At 61.8% G+C, this 20,616-nt stretch carries 21 protein-coding genes; 10 read left to right on the forward strand and 11 right to left on the reverse strand.

Going from position 1 to position 20,616, the window contains the following annotated elements; all coding sequences use genetic code 11:
* Positions 1–9: 9 nt before the first annotated feature.
* From leuB to ilvD, 9 genes are all read right to left on the reverse strand, one after another.
* Complete coding sequence (leuB, locus tag PB2503_RS05785; protein WP_013300298.1) at positions 10–1,071, reverse strand: 3-isopropylmalate dehydrogenase; 1,062 nt, start codon at positions 1,069–1,071, stop codon at positions 10–12.
* Positions 1,068–1,646 carry a 3-isopropylmalate dehydratase small subunit gene (gene leuD / locus PB2503_RS05790; RefSeq protein WP_013300299.1) on the reverse strand — a complete coding sequence of 193 codons (579 nt, stop codon included), beginning with the start codon at positions 1,644–1,646 and terminating at the stop codon, positions 1,068–1,070. Before leuD ends, leuB begins: the two co-directional genes overlap by 4 nt.
* Complete coding sequence (gene leuC / locus PB2503_RS05795; protein WP_013300300.1) at positions 1,643–3,046, reverse strand: 3-isopropylmalate dehydratase large subunit; 1,404 nt, start codon at positions 3,044–3,046, stop codon at positions 1,643–1,645. The genes leuD and leuC overlap by 4 nt, the downstream gene beginning before the upstream one ends.
* Entirely contained in the window at positions 3,043–4,227 is a 1,185-nt protein-coding gene (locus tag PB2503_RS05800) for a 2-isopropylmalate synthase (RefSeq protein ID WP_013300301.1), read from the reverse strand. The genes leuC and PB2503_RS05800 overlap by 4 nt, the downstream gene beginning before the upstream one ends.
* A 123-nt stretch (positions 4,228–4,350) precedes the next feature.
* Positions 4,351–5,637, reverse strand: a complete 1,287-nt coding sequence (locus PB2503_RS05805; RefSeq protein ID WP_013300302.1) for a threonine ammonia-lyase — start codon at positions 5,635–5,637, stop codon at positions 4,351–4,353.
* Positions 5,621–5,935, reverse strand: a complete 315-nt coding sequence (locus tag PB2503_RS05810) for an ACT domain-containing protein (RefSeq protein WP_013300303.1) — start codon at positions 5,933–5,935, stop codon at positions 5,621–5,623. Before PB2503_RS05810 ends, PB2503_RS05805 begins: the two co-directional genes overlap by 17 nt.
* Positions 5,936–7,639 carry an acetolactate synthase 2 catalytic subunit gene (ilvG, locus tag PB2503_RS05815; protein ID WP_013300304.1) on the reverse strand — a complete coding sequence of 568 codons (1,704 nt, stop codon included), beginning with the start codon at positions 7,637–7,639 and terminating at the stop codon, positions 5,936–5,938.
* Between the two features lie 18 nt (positions 7,640–7,657).
* Positions 7,658–8,680 (reverse strand): ketol-acid reductoisomerase, encoded by a 1,023-nt coding sequence (ilvC, locus tag PB2503_RS05820; protein ID WP_013300305.1) that lies wholly within the window; start codon positions 8,678–8,680, stop codon positions 7,658–7,660.
* Between the two features lie 6 nt (positions 8,681–8,686).
* Positions 8,687–10,348 (reverse strand): dihydroxy-acid dehydratase, encoded by a 1,662-nt coding sequence (gene ilvD / locus PB2503_RS05825; protein WP_013300306.1) that lies wholly within the window; start codon positions 10,346–10,348, stop codon positions 8,687–8,689.
* A gap of 460 nt (positions 10,349–10,808) precedes the next feature.
* On the opposite strand from ilvD, the gene PB2503_RS05830 reads away from it, so the two are divergent.
* From PB2503_RS05830 to PB2503_RS05865, 8 genes are all read left to right on the forward strand, one after another.
* Positions 10,809–11,267, forward strand: a complete 459-nt coding sequence (locus tag PB2503_RS05830; RefSeq protein WP_013300307.1) for a response regulator — start codon at positions 10,809–10,811, stop codon at positions 11,265–11,267.
* A gap of 107 nt (positions 11,268–11,374) precedes the next feature.
* Positions 11,375–11,989 (forward strand): ribonuclease D, encoded by a 615-nt coding sequence (locus tag PB2503_RS05835; protein ID WP_013300308.1) that lies wholly within the window; start codon positions 11,375–11,377, stop codon positions 11,987–11,989.
* Positions 11,990–12,086: 97 nt separating this feature from the next.
* Positions 12,087–12,806, forward strand: coding sequence for an LPS export ABC transporter periplasmic protein LptC (gene lptC, locus PB2503_RS05840; RefSeq protein WP_013300309.1), 720 nt, complete (start codon positions 12,087–12,089; stop codon positions 12,804–12,806).
* Between the two features lie 43 nt (positions 12,807–12,849).
* The gene (locus tag PB2503_RS05845) at positions 12,850–13,329 is read left to right on the forward strand and encodes an LptA/OstA family protein (RefSeq protein WP_013300310.1); all 480 of its coding nucleotides are present in this window, start codon (positions 12,850–12,852) and stop codon (positions 13,327–13,329) included.
* Positions 13,329–14,114 carry an LPS export ABC transporter ATP-binding protein gene (gene lptB / locus PB2503_RS05850; RefSeq protein WP_013300311.1) on the forward strand — a complete coding sequence of 262 codons (786 nt, stop codon included), beginning with the start codon at positions 13,329–13,331 and terminating at the stop codon, positions 14,112–14,114. Before PB2503_RS05845 ends, lptB begins: the two co-directional genes overlap by 1 nt.
* Positions 14,115–14,171: 57 nt before the next feature.
* Positions 14,172–15,617, forward strand: coding sequence for an RNA polymerase factor sigma-54 (gene rpoN, locus PB2503_RS05855; protein WP_013300312.1), 1,446 nt, complete (start codon positions 14,172–14,174; stop codon positions 15,615–15,617).
* 108 nt (positions 15,618–15,725) lie between these two features.
* Entirely contained in the window at positions 15,726–16,319 is a 594-nt protein-coding gene (gene hpf / locus PB2503_RS05860; protein ID WP_013300313.1) for a ribosome hibernation-promoting factor, HPF/YfiA family, read from the forward strand.
* A gap of 131 nt (positions 16,320–16,450) precedes the next feature.
* Positions 16,451–16,918, forward strand: coding sequence for a PTS sugar transporter subunit IIA (locus PB2503_RS05865; protein ID WP_013300314.1), 468 nt, complete (start codon positions 16,451–16,453; stop codon positions 16,916–16,918).
* Positions 16,919–17,027: 109 nt separating this feature from the next.
* Here PB2503_RS05865 and PB2503_RS05870 read toward each other — a convergent pair whose 3' ends face one another.
* Positions 17,028–17,273, reverse strand: a complete 246-nt coding sequence (locus PB2503_RS05870) for a DUF1150 domain-containing protein (RefSeq protein ID WP_013300315.1) — start codon at positions 17,271–17,273, stop codon at positions 17,028–17,030.
* Positions 17,274–17,485: 212 nt separating this feature from the next.
* Entirely contained in the window at positions 17,486–18,280 is a 795-nt protein-coding gene (locus PB2503_RS05875) for an undecaprenyl-diphosphate phosphatase (protein ID WP_013300316.1), read from the reverse strand.
* Positions 18,281–18,470: 190 nt separating this feature from the next.
* Between PB2503_RS05875 and PB2503_RS05880 the strand changes: the two genes are divergently transcribed.
* Positions 18,471–19,043: a polysaccharide biosynthesis/export family protein gene (locus PB2503_RS05880; RefSeq protein WP_013300317.1), complete on the forward strand. Its 573-nt coding sequence runs from the start codon at positions 18,471–18,473 to the stop codon at positions 19,041–19,043.
* Between the two features lie 150 nt (positions 19,044–19,193).
* Complete coding sequence (locus PB2503_RS05885) at positions 19,194–20,576, forward strand: outer membrane beta-barrel protein (RefSeq protein WP_013300318.1); 1,383 nt, start codon at positions 19,194–19,196, stop codon at positions 20,574–20,576.
* Positions 20,577–20,616 lie beyond the last annotated feature (40 nt).

Genomic DNA, 20,616 nt, shown 5'->3' on the forward strand with positions numbered 1-20,616 from the left:
ACGGAGGGATCAAAGGGCCGCGAGAATCGCCGAGGTCGCCGCCGCCGTATCGGCATCGCCGCCGAGATCCTTCGTCCGTAGACCTTGCTTCAAGACGGTCGACACCGCCGTCTCGATACGCTCCGCCGCGGCATCCGCCTTCAGCCCATGGCGCAGCAACATGGCCGCAGACAGGATCGTTCCGATGGGATTGGCGATCCCCTGACCGGCAATGTCGGGGGCCGACCCGTGAATGGGCTCGAACAGACCCGGCGTGTCAGGGGTCCCAAGACTGGCTGACGGCGCAAGGCCGATCGATCCGACGATGGCGGACAATTCATCGGACAGGATGTCCCCAAACAGATTTTCCGTCACCACCACGTCAAAGCTTGCCGGTTTGGTGACGAGGTGCATGGCCATGGCGTCCACCAGTACATGGTCGACCGTGACGGTCGGATAGTCCTTGGCAACGTCGTCGACAACGGCTCGCCACAAACGTGAGGTGGCAAGGACATTTGCTTTGTCCACAGAGGTCAGGCGCCCGTTACGGCCCTTGGCCGCCTCGAAGGCAACGCGGGCCACTCGGTCAACCTCTTCACGGCTATAGGGCATGATATCGCTGGCGACATCGGTCCCTTCGCGGTGGTCGCCGAAATAGACCCCGCCGGTCAGCTCCCTGACGATAAGAATATCTGTGTCCGCAACGATATCCCTCCTCAATGGAGAGGCGGCCTCAAGACCTTCGAACAATTTCGAGGGCCGAAGATTGGCAAACAACTCCAGCTCCTTACGAAGGCCCAACAGGCCCTGTTCGGGCCGCGGGGCGCCTTGATGCCGCGCTGCCTCGTCGTATTTCGGGCCGCCCACGGCCCCCAGCAATATCGCGTCAGCCGACACGCAGGATTTGAGCGTTTGCTCAGGGAGCGGATTGCCCGTCGCATCGATTCCTGCGCCGCCAAAGGGGCATCGGTCGATGGCGAGCGAAAGACCCGCATCGGGGGCAACCGCCGTCAGGACACTGATTGCTGCGTCGGTCACTTCGGGCCCAATCCCGTCGCCGGGTAGGATTGTCAACCGCACGGTACGGCTCATCGATGCTTCTCCCGTTCGAACTCTTCGATCGCCGGCAGGGCCAGGAGGAGGGCGCCGAGCGGATCTGTTCCCTCTAACAAACATTGCCGGGCGAATGGCTCGGTCTCGAACGGAATGACGTGATTGCCGAACCGCAATTCGGCGGCTTCGAGGTCAATCGTCACCTCGCCGCCTTCATCCTCAAGGAGTCGGGCGAGAATGGCCTCGTCCACCTCAACGGGGAGAAGGCCGTTCTTCGTGGCATTTGACTTGAAAATATCGCCGAAGGACGTCGAGATGACAGCTCGGACGCCATAGGCGGTCAGAGCCCAGGCGGCATGCTCGCGGGAGCTTCCGCAACCGAAATTATCCCCGGCCACGATGATCTTGTGGGTTTCCCGGTCGACCGTATTCAGAACATGATCGGTCGGCTCATCCTTGTCGGTGAAGCGCCAATCGCGGAACGCGGCCTCGCCCAGCCCATCGCGATCCGTGGTGGTGAGGAACCGGGCGGGGATGATCTGGTCGGTGTCGATATTGGTCGTCGGCAAGCCAATGGTCCGGCTTGTGACGACACGAAAGGGGGCAAAACTCATGCGGCGCGTCCTTCCAGCATGCTGGCATCGGCGATCATGCCTTTGACCGCCGATGCGGCGGCGGTCGCGGGGCTGGCCAGAACCGTCCGTACCCCCTCGCCCTGACGCCCTCGGAAATTCCGATTCGAGGTGGAGACAACAATCTCGCCAGGGTTACCGCGATCACCGTTCATCGCAATACACATGGAGCACCCCGGCTCTCGCCATTCGGCCCCGGCGGTCATGAAGACCTGATCGAGCCCCTCGGCTTCGGCGGCGCGTTTGACGGCTTCGGACCCAGGCACCACCAACATCGTCACATGATCGGCAATCCGCCGTCCCTTGAGGATATTGGCCGCTGCGCGCAGATCCTCAAGGCGACCGTTCGTGCACGACCCCACGAAGACTCGATCCACCTTTCGCGCCGCGAGAGGGTCGCCTGGTTGGAAGCCCATATAGTCAAGCGCGGTCCGAGCGGCGTCATTGGCGGGTGCCGGCACGTCGCCCGTGGCGGGCAATGCTTCATGCGGACTGACGCCATAGGTCACCATGGGCCGGATGGCGGCGGCATCGACGACGATTTCCTTATCGAATTCCGCACCATCATCGGTGTGGAGGTCCCGCCACGCGGTCACGGCCCCCTCCCAATCGGTCGGGGCCCCGGGACGCCCGGTCAAATAGGCAAAGGTGGTCTCGTCGGGGGCCACCATTCCCGCGCGCGCGCCCGCCTCAATCGACAGGTTACACAGGGTCATCCGCCCTTCCATCGATAGGGCCCGCACGGCCTCGCCGGCATATTCGATGACATGTCCCGTGCCGCCATCCATGCCCAGATGGGCGATCACTGTCAGCGCCATATCCTTGGCCGTCACGCCCTCCGCACAGGTCCCTTCGAACATGACGCGCAGGGTTCGCGGCTTACGCTGCAACAGACACTGGGTCGCCAGAACATGACCAACCTCCGTGGTGCCGATGCCAAAGGCCAATGCCCCGAACGCGCCATGGGTGGAGGTGTGACTGTCACCACAGACGACGACTGCCCCCGGATGGGTCCGACCGAGTTCGGGACCCACCATATGAACGATGCCGCGGCGGTCATCGCCGAGGTCGAGGAGGGTGATGCCGTGGCGGGCACAATTCCGCCGCAAGGCGGCCACCTGTTTCTCGGCGGCCGCGGTGGCGTAGGGCAGGCGCCCCTCGGCGTCCGCCGGCAGGGTGGGGACGGAATGGTCGATGGTTGCCAAGGTGCGGTCGGGGCGCCGGACCTTCAGATCCCGCTGGTCGAGCACGGTAAAGGCCTGCGGGCTCGTCACCTCATGGACGAGGTGCAACCCGACATGCAGGATCGCCGGGCTGTCGACCGTCTCGGGGCGGACCAAATTCCGCTCCCACACCTTTTGGAACAGGGTCTTGGCGGTCACAGCGCGGGCACCACCCGGTTCGACGCTCCGGCGACCAGGGTCCGCAGCATATCGTCCGTCACCTCATGGTGCTCATCCGCCAACAGCTTGAAGGCGGCAAAGACGGCATCGCGGGAATCCACCGGCACTTCGTGGCCCAGCTCTTCAAGCCGGGCGAACAGGGCGTGTTTCCCCGAATGCTTGCCGAGCACCAGGCTCGACACCGGGGCGCCGATATCCTCGGGGCTCATGATTTCATAGGTTTGCCGGTTGGACAGCATGCCGTGCTGATGGATCCCGGCTTCGTGGGCAAAGGCGTTGCGCCCCACAACCGCCTTGTTCCGCTGCACCTTTTGGCCGGTAATATCCTCAAGGGTGCGAGAGGCATCGTAGAATTTCGTCGTATCGAGGGTCGTCTCCACCCCATAGGTGTCCCGGCGGGTGCGCAGCGCCATAACAGCCTCTTCCATGGCGCAATTCCCCGCCCGCTCGCCGATGCCGTTGATCGTGCATTCGATCTGTCGCACCCCGGCGCGCACGGCGGCCAGACTGTTGGCGACGGCCATGCCCAAATCGTCGTGGCAGTGGGTGGAGAAAACGACCCCCTCTTCGGGCTCCACCGCATCGATCAGATAGCTGAAGACCTGAAAGGTTTCTTCGGGGGTGAAATAGCCCACTGTGTCGGGCACGTTGAGGGTGCGGGCGCCGGCCTCCATCGCCGTGCGCAGGGCTTCGGCCAAAAAGGTCTTTTCGGTCCGCATCGCGTCTTCGGCGGAGAATTCGACATCCTCGAACCGCTCACGCGCGTAGCGTACCCCATGGTCGATGGCGTCGAGGATCTCCCCTTTCCGCATTTTCAGCTTGTGGCGTCGATGGGTCGGGCTAGTGCCGATAAAGACATGGGCCCGCTTCCTCTTGGCGTCTTTCAAGGCTTCGGCGGCGGCATCGATGTCCCGCTCGGTCACCCGTGCGAGGGAGCAGACGATGGGGCCATCGGCTTCGGCGGCGATGGCGCGTACGGCTTCGGCATCGCCGGGGCTTGCCGCGGCAAAGCCGGCCTCGATCACATCGACTTTAAGGGCGGACAAGGCCCGCGCCATGCGCAGCTTGCCCTTCATGGTCATGGAAAAACCGGGGCTCTGTTCGCCGTCGCGCAAGGTGGTATCGAAAATACGAACGGTCTCGGGGGGCGTATAGGTCATGGGTCACTCTCTGGATCACGGTAAGACTTGGGAGATTTCGGCGCAAAAAGGGAGGGGCCGCGGAGAACACAAATTATTGCGGTCTCCGCCTCCTAAGTCGCTGATCCAGAAAACGTCTAAACATCAGTAATTTGCCACTTCCGGCTCCAGGCCTTCGGCCCGCAGCGCTTCGACGATACGATCCATATGCGCAGGGCCCGTCGCCTCGACCGAAATATCGAGATGGGTCTGCTTCGCTGGAAGATCGTTGAACACCTTATGATAGCTCACATCAATAACGTTTCCGCCCGCCGCGCCGATCGCCGCGGACACCCGGGTCAATTGGCCCGGGACATCCATCAGCGGCACCCGAAGGCGGGCAAGGCGTCGTTGCCTGGCCAGATCCCGCATGAGGATCGACGACAACAGCCGCGGGTCGATATTACCGCCACAGACAATCGTGCCGACCGCGTGACCTTCGAAGAGATGCGGATGGGCCAGCAGGGCTGCAAGACCCGCCGCCCCCGCGCCTTCGGCCAAGGTTTTTTGGGTCATCAATAAAAGCGATAGCGACCGCTCCAATGCCCGCTCATCGACGGTGACAATCTCGTCGACAAGGCGCGCGACGACCTCACGGGTAAACCGCCCCGGATCGCAGACGGCGATGCCCTCGGCCAAAGTCATGCCGCCGCAGGGCGCGCTTTCGTTGCGAACCGCATTGGCCATGCCGGGATAGAGCGCGGCTTGCACGCCGATGATGCGGATGTCTGGACGCATTTCCTTCGCGACGGCGGCCATGCCGGCAATCAGCCCCCCCCCGCCAATGGGGATCACCAAGGTATCGATCTCCGGGGCCTCGCACAGCATTTCCTTGGCGATGGTCCCTTGCCCGGCGGCGACATAGGGGTCATCGAACGGGTGGACGAGGGTTTTGCCCTCCTCCTCGACCTGTCGGATGGCCTCGGCATGGGCGGCTTCGAAATCCGTCCCGTGAAGAATCACTTCGGCCCCAAAGCGCTTGGTTTCCTCGACTTTCACGGAGGGCGTTTGCGCGGGCATCACAATGGTCGCGCGAATACCGAGCAGTTCGGCGTGACGGGCGAGGCCTTGGGCGTGATTGCCCGCTGACGCGGCCACGACCCCTGATTGGCGTTCGGCATCGCTCAATGACAGTAATTTCGCCAAAGCGCCCCGTTCCTTAAAGGCGCCGATATATTGCAGATTCTCGTATTTCAGCCAAAGACGGCAATTCGTCAGGGCCCCGAGCTTTCGGCTCGGCAAGCAGGGCGTTTCGCGGATTTCCTGCCACGCCGGATCGGTCTTATCGACGATGGCCCGCCATTCCTGGTCGCTGAGCGAGAAGGCCGCGCGAGGAGAGGGCGCGGCCGCCTCGCCGCGTACAGCGGGCTCAGGATCAGATGACAGTGGCATGGGGGATCTCCTGCCACCGGCTGGGCTTCTCCCGACTACGCCGCTCAAGGCGCACCGACCGGACATTGTAGAGCCGTTCGATCTGTAGGCGCAGCGTCTCAACCGACCGGTGCTTGCCGTATGGGCTCACTTGCACACGGGTTTCGACCCCACCCTCGACTTCTTCGACCAAGAGAGAGCGCACCGACCAGCCGCGCTGTTCGATGACCGTCCAAATCCGCCTCAGGGTTCCGTTCACATCGTCGCTCTCGATCGTCATGGTCTCGATCGTGCCGCGTTGGTTGAAGGTTTCCACCATTTAGCCCTCCAGCATCTGTTCGTTGGAGGCGCCCTGAGGAACGAGGGGCCAGACATTTTCCGCCGGATCGATGATGACATGCATCAAAATCGGCCCGTCTGCGGATAAGAACCGTTCGATCGCGGGGGTCACCTCGTCGCGTTTGCTGATCGTGAACCCCTCGATCCCGAATGCTTTTGCAATCTCGGCGAAATCCGGATTGTCCGACAGATCGACTTCGGAATAATTCTTCTCAAAGAAGAGTTCTTGCCACTGACGGACCATGCCGAGGCGGTAATTGTTGATGACCATCACTTTGAGCGGAATGTTGTACCGCCGCAGGGTCGCAAGCTCCTGAATGTTCATCATGAACCCGCCATCCCCAGAGATCGAGACCACGATCGCGTCGGGGTCCGCCAGTTGGGCGCCAATGGCGGTGGGTAAGCTGTAGCCCATGGACCCAAGTCCGCCGGAGGTCAGATGCGCCTCGGGGCGGGAAAACCGGCAATGTTGCGCGACCCACATTTGGTGCTGCCCAACATCTGGAATGGCGACAAAGCGGTCCCCGGCGGTCTCCGACAGGGCTTTCAGAAGGGAGGGCGCAAAGATCCCCTCCCCCGGCGCATCGTAGCGCGCCTGGAACGTGTCCCGCCGCTCGGCATTCAGGGTCGTCCAGGCACTGATATCCCCCGGCTCCGGGCGGAAGCTTTGCAGGGCGGGTCGCAGATCACCGCCTACGCCGACCTCGGCATAGCGCAGCTTGCTGATTTCACTGGGGTCCCGATCGAAATGGATGACCCGCGCCTTTGGCGCAAAGCCGTCGAGGCGCCCGGTCGCCCGGTCGTCGAACCGCCCCCCGATATTGATCAACAGATCGCATTCCTGGACAGCCAGATTGGCGGCGCGGGCGCCGTGCATCCCCAGCATACCGAGTAATTGAGGGTGACCCGTGGGCAGGATCCCATTGCCGTGCAGGGTACAGACAGCGGGAATCGTCGGGGACCGGGCGATCAGGTTCCGAACATCCTCAACCGCGCCGGCGCGCGTGATTCCGCCGCCGAGATAGAACAGCGGCCGGTCGGCATCGCGCACGGCCGCTTCGGCCTGCCGCAGCCCTTCCTCGTCAAGCGCCAATTCGAGATCGGGACGACGGGGAAGGGGCTCTGACGACGCCGGGGCCTGCTGAATGTCCTTTGGGATGTCGATGAGCACCGGCCCCGGCCGGCCACTCTCGGCAATCTCAAAGGCCTCGGCGAAGATTTCCGGAATTTGATCCGGGTCCCGCACAATGTAGGAATGTTTGACCACCGGCATGGTGATGCCGAAGGTGTCGATCTCCTGGAACGCATCGGTCCCCATGACGGGCTGGGCCACCTGCCCGGTCACGGCCACCATCGGCACCGAATCCATATAGGCATCGGCGATTCCCGTCACCAGATTGGTCGCCCCCGGCCCGGAGGTGGCAAAGCATACGCCCGCCCGGCCTGTCAGACGCCCAAACCCTGCCGCGGAGAACGCCGCGCCCTGCTCGTGCCGACACAGAATGTGGCGCAGACCAGAATTGGGGAGGGCGTCATAGACGGGCATGATCGCACCGCCCGGATAGCCGAAGACAAGATCGACCCCCTGGGCAAGCAGGGATTCGACGACCAGGCGCGCACCCGTGCGCGTGCCCGGAACGGCGGTCGGTGTTGTCTTCGGGGGACCGGAGGCGGCTTGGGTCACGGTGAGCAGTCCTTTGGTTCAGCCTTGGTCGGCATTATTGGCGCCGGCTTTCAGCCAGCTCATCTTGCTGCGCAGATCGCGCCCGACCTCTTCGATGGGGTGGTCGAGGTCCCGCTGCAGCATGGCATTGTAAGCGGGTTTCCCCGCCTTGTTTTCGAGGATCCAGTTACGGGCGAAGGTCCCGGTCTGAATGTCGCGGAGGACCGCCCGCATCCGTTCCCGCGCCGTGTCATCGATGACGCGCGGGCCCGACACCAGATCGCCGTAAATCGCGGTCTCGGAGATGAATTCGTGCATTTTGGCCAGCCCGCCCTCATTCAGCAGATCCACGATCAGCTTCAGCTCGTGCAAGCACTCATAATAGGCCAATTCCGGCGGATATCCCGCCTCGACCAGCGTTTCAAAGCCCATCACGACCAGTTCCGTCGCGCCGCCGCAGAGCACGGCCTGCTCGCCGAACAGGTCGGTTTCGGTCTCGTCCTGGAAGGTGGTTTCGAACACCGCCGCGGCGGTCCCGCCGATCGCATCGGCATAATGGAGCGCTTTGGCGGTGGCGTCGCCGGTGGCGTCCTGGTGGACGGCAAACAGGCAGGGGACGCCGCGTCCGCGCTCATATTCGCGGCGCACCAGATCGCCGGGCCCCTTGGGCGCGACCAGGATCACATCGACATCTTTGGGCGGGGTGACTTGGCCGTAAATCACCGAGAAGCCGTGGGCGAACATCAGGGTATCCCCCGCCTTCAGATTGGGGGCGATCGCCTCCTCGAAGATTTGGGCGTGGGCCATGTCAGGGGCGGTCAGGGCGATATAGCCGGCCTCGGCCGCGGCCTCCGCAGGGCTCATCACGCGGAAGCCATCCTCGCTTGCCTTTTTGTCCGACGGGCCCCCGGGGCGGGCGCCGATAATCACGTCGAGGCCTGAATCCTTCATGTTCAGCGCGTGGGCACGGCCCTGGCTGCCATAGCCGATGACCGCAACGGTCGTGCCCTTAAGGGCGGGGGTGACATCGTCTTTCGTAAAGGCGCGAAGATTGGTCGCCATGGTGTCTTATCCTTCCTGGAGAGTTGTGGCGCCGCGGCTCGCCGAGCCGACCAACGCGCGATATTTGTCGAAATAGCCGCCCTGGGGCGCCTTTGGGGTTGGGGTATAATTCTCTTTGCGGGCCTGCCAGTCGATGGCGGCATCGATACGCCGCCCTTCGGCGTCGATCGAAATCCGGTCGCCCTCCTGCAACAGGCCGATGGGGCCGCCCACCGCCGCCTCGGGGGAGATGTGACCGATAACGAAGCCATGACTGGCGCCTGAAAATCGGCCGTCGGTCAACAAGGCGACCTTTCCTGCAAGGCCCTGTCCGGCGAGGGCCGCTGTGACGCCGAGCATCTCTCGCATCCCCGGGCCGCCTTTGGGGCCTTCATTGCGGATCACGACGACATCGCCCTCGGCAATGGTGCCGGCCTGAACCGCCGCGAAGCAATCCTCCTCACATTCGAAGATCCGCGCCGGCCCCTCAAAGGCGCCGTCGCCATAGCCGGCGGTTTTCAGCACGGCGCCGTCGGGCGCCACGTCGCCATAGAGGATGCGCAGCCCGCCGGTGGGCTTGAGCGGCGCGTCCACAGGGCGCAGCACGTCGGTGTCATCGCTCGGCGGCGCCTCGGCCAACTCGGCAAAGAGAGAGCGTCCGCTCGTCGTGGGAATATCTTTCAGCGCGCCCGCTTCCATCAGCATTTTGCCGAACCGGCGATTGCCCCCGACGGCGAACAGATCCTGCGCCAGGTAACGCCCCCCCGGTTTGAGGTTCGCGATCACCGGCGTGGTCCTCGAAAGCTGGTCGAACAGATCGATCGAGAAGGGGACCTTCGCCTCCGCGGCGATAGCGGCGAGGTGCAGCACCGCATTGGTGGAGCCGCCGGAGGCGACAACGGCACAGACGGCATTGTGGAGGCTCTCGGGCGAGACATAGGTGCGGGCGGTGGTGCCAAGGGCATTCTCGGCCACCAATTGGCCACAGCGCCGAGCCTCGATCGTTTTGTCCGGATGGAGGGCCGGGGGGTCGCCGGCGCCCATGGGGGCAAGGCCGAGAAACGCCATGGCCATCGCCATAGTGTTCGCCGTGAACTGGCCACCGCACGCCCCGGCACCAGGGCAAGCCGCGCGTTCCACCGCCGACAATTCGTCGCCATCGATCCGGCCAAGGCCATAGGCGCCGACAGCTTCGAAGGCATCCTGAATGCTGATATCCTGGCCTTTGTGACAGCCGGGGGCGATCGTGCCGCCGTAGAAAACGATCCCGGGGATATCGAGTCGTGCCAGGGCCATCGCTGCGGCCGGAATGGTCTTGTCGCATCCCACCAGCACGATGGCCGCATCGAGCGCGTGGCCGCGCACGGCTAGTTCGATGGAGTCGGCGATCACCTCCCTCGACATCAGGCTGGCCCGCATCCCTTCGTGGCCCATCGTAATGCCGTCGGAGACGACGATGGTCCCGAACTCGACCGGCCAGCCGCCCCCCTCAACGACACCGGCGCGGACGTCTTCGCCCAGGGCGCGCAAATGCATATTGCAGGGAGTGACCGAGGCGTAGGTGTTGATGATCCCCACCATCGGCTTGTCGAAATCGGCGTCCGACATGCCCGTCGCGCGGAGCATGGCGCGGGCAGCGGCCCGGGCCGGTCCCTTGGTGATGGCGTCGCTTCGTTTGTTTTGGGTCATGATCGCTGATTTTCAGATAACGGAGATTTTGCTTGAGATAATAAAAAAGCTCCCTTTCGGGAGCTCGCCGGGGCCGCGTTTGGCCGTCCGAAGTCGCTCCCCTACGGGCTTTCGCTAATAACGAGTACGAGGACGACAGGAAGGACCGCCGCATTGTGCGTTCCCTTGGATCCATCAATGAACAACGTGTCGGTCATCGCTCACAGCTCTTAAGTTGTCGGTTCTTAAGTCGTCGGTCCATTACCGCAACGCCCCTTCGGGCGATGCTGCGTGATGGGCGTATCACTCTCGGCGCGCTCAAGGCAACAGAAATTGCGGCTCCCGCCGTGCCATTGCCTTTATATGGTCTCAGAGGCGCGGTAGGGATGGCCGAAGTGACTGATGAAAAGCACTTATTTTGCGCCCTAGGGAACTACCGTCGGGATCCTCCTGTTCGGCAGGTTCGTAGACAGGAACTCCCATGACGTTTGAGCCGAAAAAGTCGTCCATCGACCGGTCAATGGGCCCCGCCGTTGGCCGAAGGGCGGAGGGGGGAGGCGGCGTGCCCACCTCCAATTCGGCGGCGGACTACACTGTCTTGATTGCTGAGGACGAAGCCGTCGTGGCCATGGATCTCGATCTGTTGGCCCAGGAATCGGGGGCAACAACCGTCATCGTGGCCCCAACCGTCGCCGAAGCGGGCATCGCGGTGCGGGCCAATGCGATCGATTTTGCGATCCTGGATATTTCCCTGACCGATGGGGATATTTATGAGGTCGCCGATGAGTTGAGGGACCGGGGCGTCCCCATGGCCTTCCATTCGGCCCATGCGAACCCCGATGAGCTGTCCAGCCGATATCCCTCGGCGCATATCTGCGGCAAACCGTCCAGTCCGCATATTCTCCAGGATCTTTTACGTCTCGCGATCCACCGCGTTTGAGACCGCCGGGGTCTGAGGGGCTGGGGGCCTTGGGGCCGCGCGCCTTCTCCCTTTGCGCGGGATGACCGGTCCTGCTAGCCCACGGGCTTTGCTTGAGACGAGGACTTATGGCCATCCATCTCCATCGCAATGACCTGCCGGCGGATATTCGCTTCGATGGCGCCGTGGCGGTCGATAGCGAGACCTTGGGGTTAAATCCGTTACGGGATCGATTGTGCGTGGTGCAATTGTCCGCTGGGGACGGCGATGCGCATCTCGTCACCTTTGACGCGGGCGCCTATGATGCCCCCCATCTCAAGGCCGTTCTGTCCGATCCTCAGCTGTTGAAGATTTTTCACTTCGCGCGCTTCGACGTTGCCGTCTTCAAGCACTGGCTTGGGGTGGATACGACCCCGATCTATTGCACCAAGATCGCCTCGAAGCTGGCGCGGACCTATACTGATCGCCATGGGCTGAAGGATGTCGTTCGAGAGATGACAGGCGTTGAACTGTCGAAACAGCAGCAATCATCCGACTGGGCCGCCGCCGAATTGACCGAGGCCCAGCGGGCTTACGCCGCAAGCGATGTGCTGCACCTTCACGCCGTTCGGGAAGGGCTCGATCGGATGATCGACCGCGAAGGGCGTCGCGCGCTTCTTACCGCGGCTTTTGCGTTCCTGCCGACCCGGGCCGCGCTTGATCTCGCCGGATGGTCGGAGACCGATATTTTTGCCCATAGCTAAGGCATGGGAGGAGGATGTCCCCTCTTAAGAAGTTGAGAGATAATCGGGCTTCCGTCACGGCTCGCCGCAGAACATATACGAAAGAGGAGGAGACAGGATGGAGGTCGACGCAATGTCGCGTGACGTTCCGAATGGGGGGGCAAGCAATAGCGATCCCCTGTCCTCTGTGGGGCGGAAAAGCCGCCGGCGGATTTCTCCCCGGGCGGCGGCGCGCCATAGCTTGTGGGTTCGTCGCCTGCGCCTCATCGTGCCGGCGCTCGGCGTGGGCGTCCTGATCGCCTATGCCGTCAGCGCCACCCCGCCGACCATCGACCGCGCCTTCGTTGAAGAATTCCGTAATATCGATCCGCAATCCCCCAATCTTCGCCTCAATCGCCCGCGCCATGTCGGCTATGACCTTGAGGGCAATCAGGTCGAAATCGGTGCTGAGGCGGCTGAACGTCTCGGCCCAGACAGCAATTTGATCACTTTCGATCGCCCCGAAGCGCTGCGGCGGGCAGGGGAAGGGGAGGACCGGGTGCGGGCCCGTACCGGGCTCTTTGACTCAGAACGCAATGTCCTCGACCTCAGTGACCAGGTGGAGGTCGATTATCGATGGGGACGGGACACGATCGTTCTGTCCACCCCCGCCGCGTCAGTGGATCTCAATGCGCAAACCGTGACATCCTCCAATGGCGTATCCGGGGGCGGTGAGCGTGGCCAGATTGCCGCGGATCGGGTCACCGCCTATCAGGATGAGGGGCGTCTTCTTCTCGAAGGAAATGTCCGCTTGCGCCTCGATGGCGACGCCGACGACGTGGGAGAGCCCCACCCTTGACCGTAGGCTCACATGACGGGGCCGATCGAAACGAGACCAGAGTATGATCGCATTTTATGTCTCTCTTCTTGCCCTCGGCGCCGCAATATCCGCTGCCCAACCTGTGGCGGTGGCGCCCGCCGCCGACGCGCCGATCGACCTGTCCGCGGATGGCGCCTGCGAAGTGATCGACAATGGCGCGATCGTTCGCTGTAGCGGCGGGGTGCGGATTGTTCAGGGCGCGGCGATCCTCGCCAGCGATCGGATGACGGTTTACGGCATTGATCCTGACGGCGGCTTTGACCGGATCGAAGCCGTCGGAGACGTCCGCTATTCCAATGGCGAGAATGCGATTTCCGGCGCCCGGGGAACCTATAGCGCCCTCAGTACCGAACTGACGGTTACCGGTGACGTCGTCGTGATCCAGGGCGATCAGGTGCTGACCGGCGGTGAGCTGGTTTACAATACCGAGACCGGCGCGAGCCGCTTTAGCCCGCCGCCGGGCGGGCGGGTGCGGGGCCTGTTCTATCGGCGGCCAGGCTGATGGACGGGGCGACGCTTTCCTCCGATCCCAAGGCCGCAGGGCGCCCGGGGGATACCCACGCCGCCGGCGGCCTTGTGGTTGAAAATCTGCAAAAGCGGTTTCGCCGTCGCCAGGTGGTCAACCATGTCAGCTTTCATGTCTCCCGTGGTGAGGCGGTCGGCCTTTTAGGGCCCAATGGCGCGGGCAAGACGACATGCTTCTATATGGTCACCGGGCTTTTGCCCGCAGACGGGGGGACGATTACCCTCGATGGCCACGATGTCACCCATCTGCCGATGTATCAGCGGGCAAAGCTCGGTATCGGCTATTTGCCGCAAGAGGCGTCTATTTTCCGGGGGCTGACGGTTGAGCAAAATCTCCTGGCCGTTGTCGAACTGGCCCATAAGGGGCGGGCAACCCAGAGAGAAGTGACCCACTCCCTGTTGGAGGAATTCGGGATCGCCCATGTCCGTGATTCCGCAGCAACGGCCTTGTCGGGGGGCGAGCGTCGGCGCCTCGAAATTGCCCGAGCGGTCGCCACCGGCCCCGATTACATGCTGCTCGACGAGCCTTTTGCGGGGATCGATCCCCTGGCTATCGCCGATATTCGCGAACTGGTGGCGCATCTGACGGCCCGGGGTCTTGGGGTGCTGATCACCGATCACAATGTCCGTGAGACCCTCGATATCATCGACCGCGCCTATATCATCCATCGCGGTGAGGTGTTGAGCGAAGGGACGCCCCAAGACCTTGTGGTTAACGAGGATGTGCGGCGCGTTTATCTGGGGGAAACCTTCAGAATGTAGAAGATCCTTCCAAGTGCTCTCCGGTTTGGGGGAGGGAGCACAGTCTGGGAGGTTCAGGTGAAGCAGAGCCCGAAACTGGAGATCCGTCAGGGCCAGCAACTCATCATGACGCCGCAATTGCAGCAGGCGATCAAGCTTCTGCAATTGACCAATCTCGAACTCGCCGAATTTGTTGAAGAACAATTGGAGGAAAACCCGTTCCTTGAACGGGACGAGCGGGCCGATATCGGCGATGCCGACCGCGAACCCTCAGCCTCGCGCGATGAAGAAATGGCGCGGGCTACGGATCATTTCGAGGCCCCGACACAGGCCGACGACACCCCGGGTGAGGCGGGCGCGGGGGACTGGTCGGGGGTTTCCGGCCGAAGCGGAATCGCTGATGGTGAATTCGATGCGGTGCAGAACGCCGAGGTTCAGATCGGTCTGCATGACCACCTCACCCATCAGCTTCACTTATCGACGACCGACGAAGTCACTCTTTTGGTGGGGGCCCATCTGATCGATTTAATCGACGATGGGGGCTATCTCCGCGAAGAGACCGAGGTCATCGCCCTGCGCCTCGGCATCGACCGCCCTTTCGTCGAGAAAACGCTGTCCCTCATCCAGACCTTCGATCCATCCGGGGTCGGCGCCCGTTCCCTGCAGGAATGCTTGCGGCTGCAATTGCGCGACCTTGGGGAATTGGATGAGCGCATTTCGTTGTTCATTGACAATCTCGACCTCCTTGCTGCGCACAAACTGCCCGCTTTGCGCCGTGCCGTGAGGATCAACGAAGAAGAACTGAAGGCGTTGATCGCCACGATCCGGAAACTCGATCCAAAGCCGGGTCTGGCTTTTGGCGGGGAAGCCGTTCAACTGGTCATCCCCGATGTGCATGTGACCGAGGCCAGCGATGGGGGCTGGAAAGTCGAGCTCAACGCAGAGACTCTGCCCAAGGTGATTGCCAATGAGCGGTATTTCTCGCGTCTGTCCTCGGCGGATAATGGCGCGGAGACCCGGAGCTTTCTGAACGAGCATATGGCGACCGCCAATTGGTTGGTGAAGAGCCTCGATCAGCGGGCACGGACGATTTTGCGGGTCGCGACGGAAATCGTTAAATATCAGGACGAGTTTCTTGTGCGGGGGATACGCTATCTTCGTCCGCTCAATCTCAAGACGATCGCCGAGAAAATAGAAATGCACGAATCAACGGTATCTCGGGTGACCTCGAATAAATATATATCGACGCCGCGCGGCACGTTCGAGATGAAATACTTCTTTACGCCGAGTATTTCCTCGAAAGACGGTGATGTCGCCTATTCCGCTGAAAGCGTTCGTCATCGAATAAGGGAGTTGATCGAGGCGGAGGATCCGACCAATCCGCTTTCTGATGATCGTCTCGTGACCTTGCTCGCAGGCGAAGATTTCGACATCGCAAGGCGCACGGTCGCGAAATATCGGGAGGCGCTGGGCCTGCCCTCATCCGTCAAGCGACGACGCCTTGCCCAATCGGTCCTCCGCTGAGGAGTTGGGAACAGGCGATCGGCGGACGGACTTGCCCTTTCTCAGCAGCCTCGCTCTTGGCAGAAGCGGGCACAAAGCGTCATAAAAACATTATCAAAGGAGCGCTTCATGGATGTTCAAATCACCGGCCAAGGCATCGATCTTGGGAGGGCGTTGCAAGACCATGTGACCGAAACGCTGTCGGCGGGGGTGGAGAAGTATTTCGACCGCTCGGCCGAGGGGCAGGTGACGTTTCAAAAAGAGGGATCGGGCAACGCCGTCGAGATTACGTTGCACCTGGCCTCGGGGGTCTTCCTCGCCTCGCACGGCAAAGGTCAGGATGCCTATGGGGCCTTCGACACGGCCCTGCAAAAGCTCGAAAAACGGCTGCGGCGGTATAAGCGTCGGTTGAAGGATCATCATACCTCCAATCGCTCTCCGCTCCCGGCGGAGGAGGCTTCCTCCTACATTCTCCAGGGATCGATAGAGGCCGTTGACGAAAGTGACGAGGCGGAGGCCCCCGAGGGCGAGGATGGCCCCCTTGTGATCGCGGAGCGCGCCACGATATTGCGTGAGATGACGGTATCGGATGCTGTTTTGCAGCTTGAGGTGGCCGACGATCCCGTTGTCATCTTCCGCAACGCGAAACATGGCGATCTCAACGTCGTCTATCGTCGCGATGACGGCAATGTCGGTTGGATCGACGGGGGCCGCAGAGGCTGATCGTCGCCGATTGGGGAAACGCCGCTCAACCATGACTAAAATTTTGATTTGCTTTGGTTTTGTCTGTGGCTACCAGTCCGTGATAGAACAACGATGCCAATGGTTGTTTCCCCATTGGCGAGGGGTTGATTATGGCAAACGATCTCAGCGCTTTTTTGGCGAAAGAGGACATCATTCTTGGGCTGAACGCCCGGTGCAAGCGCGGGGCGCTTAAGGCGCTTGCCGACCATGCGGCCCGCCGCCTCGACCTTGATGCCGATAAGGTGTTTGAGGCGTTGATGTCCCGTGAGCAATTGGGCTCCACCGGGATTGGGCGAGGGATTGCGATTCCCCATGCGAAAATCGCCCTTGATCGGTTGCATATGACCTTTGCGCGGGTCGCCAAGCCCATCGATTTCGACGCCGTCGACGATGAGCCGGTGGATTTGCTCTTTCTCCTCCTGGCCCCTGAAGAGGCCACGACGGATCACCTGAAGGCCTTGGCCCGGGTCGCCCGCTTGGTGCGGCCGGTGGAGGCGCAGAAATCCCTGCGCGGAGCTGGCTCCGAGGAGGGGGTTTACGGCCTGCTCACAGGTTTTTTGAACGTTAGGGCGGCCTGATTGACGCCCTGACACCCTTCGATTGAGGGGCAATGGGAGTTGAGGGCGCGCGAGTGCGGCCCCACCGATCACAGATGCCGCCGATTGGGCACTAAGAGCGCTGTGCGCGTTAGTGCACGCTGAGCGGTGTCATCTCATGTTGGCGAGCGGCGGCGAAGGCGATGTCTCGATCGCTCATCAGCGCAATGCGGACCCCATCTTCGCCGTGGAGGGCGTAAAGGATACTGTCATCCGGAAAGGCGCTGCTGGCTTCGCTCGCTTCACGTTCGATTTCGTCCCGCACATCCCGCGCCATAACCGGACGAATATAGCAGAGCCGTTTATTGGCCAGGGGGGTATTCGACAAATTTGACATATGACCGAAGCCCCTTCTGCTAAGGACAGACCCCCAGTGAGCAGCGCGTTCGCCCACTCCCCATGGTGTTCACCCAACGGCTATTCGGCTTAGCTCGATCCTCTTGAAGAAGAGTGAAGCGCTTGACCGCGAACACTTATCTCCGACCAAGACACAGCCGAAACCATGCTGATACAGGATAATGTAACGCCTTGGACCAATCTGCCAAGGACTCAGCTGAAGATGATTAAAAGAACTACCCCAAGAGCAATTCGGTAAAGAACGAAGACTGTGAAGTCGACGCGCTTGAGCATGGCCAAAAATGCGCCAATCGCGAGATAGGCTGCCCCAAAACTGAACAGGGCGACGGTAAGAACAGGCATGATCGCCGCCGAACTTTCTTCCTTGAGAAGGTCAAGAGTTTCGTAGGCGCCCGAGGCTAAAATCGCCGGGATCGCCAGCAACATCGAAAACCGCGCGGCGCTGTCGCGGTCAAAGCCTAAAAACCGCGCCGCTGTGATCGTAATGCCCGAGCGACTGGTGCCGGGGATGGCGGCCAGCGCTTGGGCCGCGCCGATGGTCAGCACTTTCCCCCACCCCGTCGGCAGCTCGTGACGGGTCGTTGCGGCCCGGTCGGCGAAATAGAGGACGACACCGAAGATAATACTCGACCAGGCAATGACGATGGGGTTGCGCATCTGATCGGCTAGGCCCGACGCCGCGAGCCCCACCCCAACGATGAGCAGGGGGATCGTCGCCATGGCGAGGCTGAGAAAGAGGTGACGGTCGGGGGTGGCTTTCCACCGCAGCACATCGGTACCGCCGCGCACCAGCATGCCGGTTTCGTGGCGGAAATAAAGAAGCACCGCCGCCAGACTGCCGACATGGGCGGCCACATCGATGGCGCGGCCCTGATCTTCCCATCCAAGGACGAAGGGGGCGAGGATGAGGTGAGCCGAGGAGCTGACAGGGATAAACTCGGTCAAACCTTGGACCACGGCCAGGATGATCAGGTGAAATATCGGCACGTTCAGTCCTCCGCGAGCCCCAAGACCCCTTCGCAATAAGTGTGCTGGCGGTGGACGCAAGCGGAATGTCGTCATTGTCACCGAGGCGTCTCTTGTGACCCTCCGGCGAGGTGCCCATAAGGAAGGAGAAAAGTTAGGGAATTTACCCTACGCTTTCCCCGATCCGTTCATCTGATGTGAAGGACCGTCTATGCGCCTCGCCGTCCTCCTCATAAGTTTGCTGATGGTTGGCCTTTCAGGCTGCGGCACCATGCCCGCCCCAACGGAGACAGCGTCGCTGGAGGCGCGGGAGCCGTTTGAGGCGGCGGACTATCAATTGGCGTCGGGGGACCGTTTGCGGCTCGTCATTTATGACGAAAACGATCTCTCGGGGGATTATGTGGTCGACGGTGAGGGACATGTCTCCCTGCCCTTGGTGGGGGAGATTCGGGCGGGCGGTCTGACGGTGTCCGATTTCCGGCAGTCGGTGCGCGATCGCTTGATGGCGGGGTATCTCAAGGACCCCCGGGTGTCGATTGAGGTCCTACAATATCGGCCGTTCTTTATCCTGGGGGAGGTGAGCCGACCGGGGACCTATCCCTATCAGGCGGGGCTCACGGTCCTCAACGCGGTGGCAACGGCGGAAGGGTTTACCTACCGGGCCAATGAGCGGGTGGTCTATATCCGCCGCGAAGGGGAAGAGGCCGAGAAACGCTACCCGCTGACCTCCACCACTCCTGTCCGGCCGGGGGACACAATCCGCATTGGCGAGCGATTCTTCTAAGTTAGTCGCCTTTCCGCCCAATATTCGCTTTCCTTGTCAAGCGTTAAGGCTGTGGAAAAGCTGGTCAGCTATAAAGGGTGTCTGTATCCTCTCCACAGACGGGGGGGGGGCAGCACCGGGGCAGTGGGTGATCGCTCCAGGAGAAGCGGCGTGAAGAAGTTGAGTATATCCAAGGTAGCCACGGCGGGTGCTTGCGTCTCGCTGGCGGGGGCGTTGGCCCTTCAGCAGGCGGCCGCCCAATCTCTTTTCGTAAGGGATCGAAATGTCAGTGTCGCTGAACGGGACCGTCCCGGCTACGAAGCCCCCGGCGTGCCTGTGGGCGCGTATGTGCTGAAGCCGCGCCTCGATCTCGGTGTCGGCTATTCGTCGAATGTTTTCGCCCTCTCCGATGTCGACGACGAAGACGCGCAAAGCTTCGAGGATGAAGGCGATGCCTTTACCTTCGTCAGGGCCAGCGCCGAAGCGGAAAGCATCTGGAGTCGCCACTATGTCGCCCTGGGCGGCTATGTCGAAGCCTCGCAATTCTTCGAATTCGACGATCGCAGCACTGTCGATGCTGGGGTGTATTCCCGCGGCCAGCTCGATATCGCCGAGACGTTGGCGCTTTATGCTGGGTTGTCCTTCGACAAGCTGAATGAAAGCCGTCGGAACAATACCGGCTCGGCTTTATTCGAAGAGCCGGTGGAATATACGCAGTCCGAGGGCGTTGTCGGCGCGCGTTGGGAGACGGGGCGGCTGGCCTCCCGTTTGCGGTTCAGTGCCGTTGAGTACGATTTTGACGATGCCCAACTGATTATTGCCGAGCTGCCCGCCAGTAGTACCGACTTCGATCAGGATTTCCGGGACCGCCTGCGGACCGCCGTCCTGGGGGAAGCGGCCTACGCCCTTAGCCCCGATTTGGCGGCTTATGTCTCCATTGAGGCCAATCAGGTCGATTTTGATCGGACCGTGGACGGCGTCACCCGCGATTCTGCGGGGATTGAGGTCAATGCCGGGGTCGATTTCGACCTCACCGACCTGTTACGCGGCCGTATCGGTGCCGGCTATTTCGAGCAGGATTTTGACAGCGAGCGCTTTGCCGATTTGAGCGGGGCGAGTGTCAATGCGGCGCTTGAATGGTTCCCCAGTCAATTGACCACCGTGACCTTGGCGGCCAGCCGGGGGGCGGATGAGTCGGCCGTTTCCACGGCCGGCGGGTTTGTCCGTACCGAAGCGGTTCTGCGTGTCGATCATGAACTGCGACGGAATGTGCTTCTCAACGCTTTCGTCGGGGTCGGTGAAGATACCTATGAGGACAATCTCGTCGACTTCAGCGGCGATCCGGTCCTCGACGAGAACGGCCAGCCGATCGAGCAAAGCTTTGACAGGCTGGCTGCGGGGTTTGGGGCGGAGGTGTTCTTCACCCGCTACGTCTCTTCGGCCCTCGACTATTCCTATGAGAGCCAGTCGGTCGATGTTGACGTGTTTTCCGGTGGCTTCGACACCGACTACGATATTCACCAGGTGCTGTGGACGGTCTCGTTACAACGTTGAACCGGAATCTTAACCTTGTCTGGTCGCGAGATGGTGACGG

The sequence above is a fragment of the Parvularcula bermudensis HTCC2503 genome, from assembly GCF_000152825.2.
Taxonomy (GTDB): Bacteria; Pseudomonadota; Alphaproteobacteria; order Caulobacterales; family Parvularculaceae; genus Parvularcula; species Parvularcula bermudensis.

Bases quoted from the DNA above. Each gene is read 5' to 3' on its own strand.
- leuB (WP_013300298.1), bottom strand. From the start codon at position 1,071: ATGAGCCGTACCGTGCGGTTGACAATCCTACCCGGCGACGGGATTGGG.
- leuD (WP_013300299.1), bottom strand. From the start codon at position 1,646: ATGAGTTTTGCCCCCTTTCGTGTCGTCACAAGCCGGACCATTGGCTTG.
- PB2503_RS05800 (WP_013300301.1), bottom strand. From the start codon at position 4,227: ATGACCTATACGCCCCCCGAGACCGTTCGTATTTTCGATACCACCTTG.
- PB2503_RS05805 (WP_013300302.1), bottom strand. From the start codon at position 5,637: ATGCCACTGTCATCTGATCCTGAGCCCGCTGTACGCGGCGAGGCGGCC.
- PB2503_RS05810 (WP_013300303.1), bottom strand. From the start codon at position 5,935: ATGGTGGAAACCTTCAACCAACGCGGCACGATCGAGACCATGACGATC.
- ilvC (WP_013300305.1), bottom strand. From the start codon at position 8,680: ATGGCGACCAATCTTCGCGCCTTTACGAAAGACGATGTCACCCCCGCC.
- ilvD (WP_013300306.1), bottom strand. From the start codon at position 10,348: ATGACCCAAAACAAACGAAGCGACGCCATCACCAAGGGACCGGCCCGG.
- PB2503_RS05830 (WP_013300307.1), top strand. From the start codon at position 10,809: ATGACGTTTGAGCCGAAAAAGTCGTCCATCGACCGGTCAATGGGCCCC.
- PB2503_RS05835 (WP_013300308.1), top strand. From the start codon at position 11,375: ATGGCCATCCATCTCCATCGCAATGACCTGCCGGCGGATATTCGCTTC.
- lptC (WP_013300309.1), top strand. From the start codon at position 12,087: ATGGAGGTCGACGCAATGTCGCGTGACGTTCCGAATGGGGGGGCAAGC.
- PB2503_RS05845 (WP_013300310.1), top strand. From the start codon at position 12,850: ATGATCGCATTTTATGTCTCTCTTCTTGCCCTCGGCGCCGCAATATCC.
- lptB (WP_013300311.1), top strand. From the start codon at position 13,329: ATGGACGGGGCGACGCTTTCCTCCGATCCCAAGGCCGCAGGGCGCCCG.
- hpf (WP_013300313.1), top strand. From the start codon at position 15,726: ATGGATGTTCAAATCACCGGCCAAGGCATCGATCTTGGGAGGGCGTTG.
- PB2503_RS05865 (WP_013300314.1), top strand. From the start codon at position 16,451: ATGGCAAACGATCTCAGCGCTTTTTTGGCGAAAGAGGACATCATTCTT.
- PB2503_RS05870 (WP_013300315.1), bottom strand. From the start codon at position 17,273: ATGTCAAATTTGTCGAATACCCCCCTGGCCAATAAACGGCTCTGCTAT.
- PB2503_RS05880 (WP_013300317.1), top strand. From the start codon at position 18,471: ATGCGCCTCGCCGTCCTCCTCATAAGTTTGCTGATGGTTGGCCTTTCA.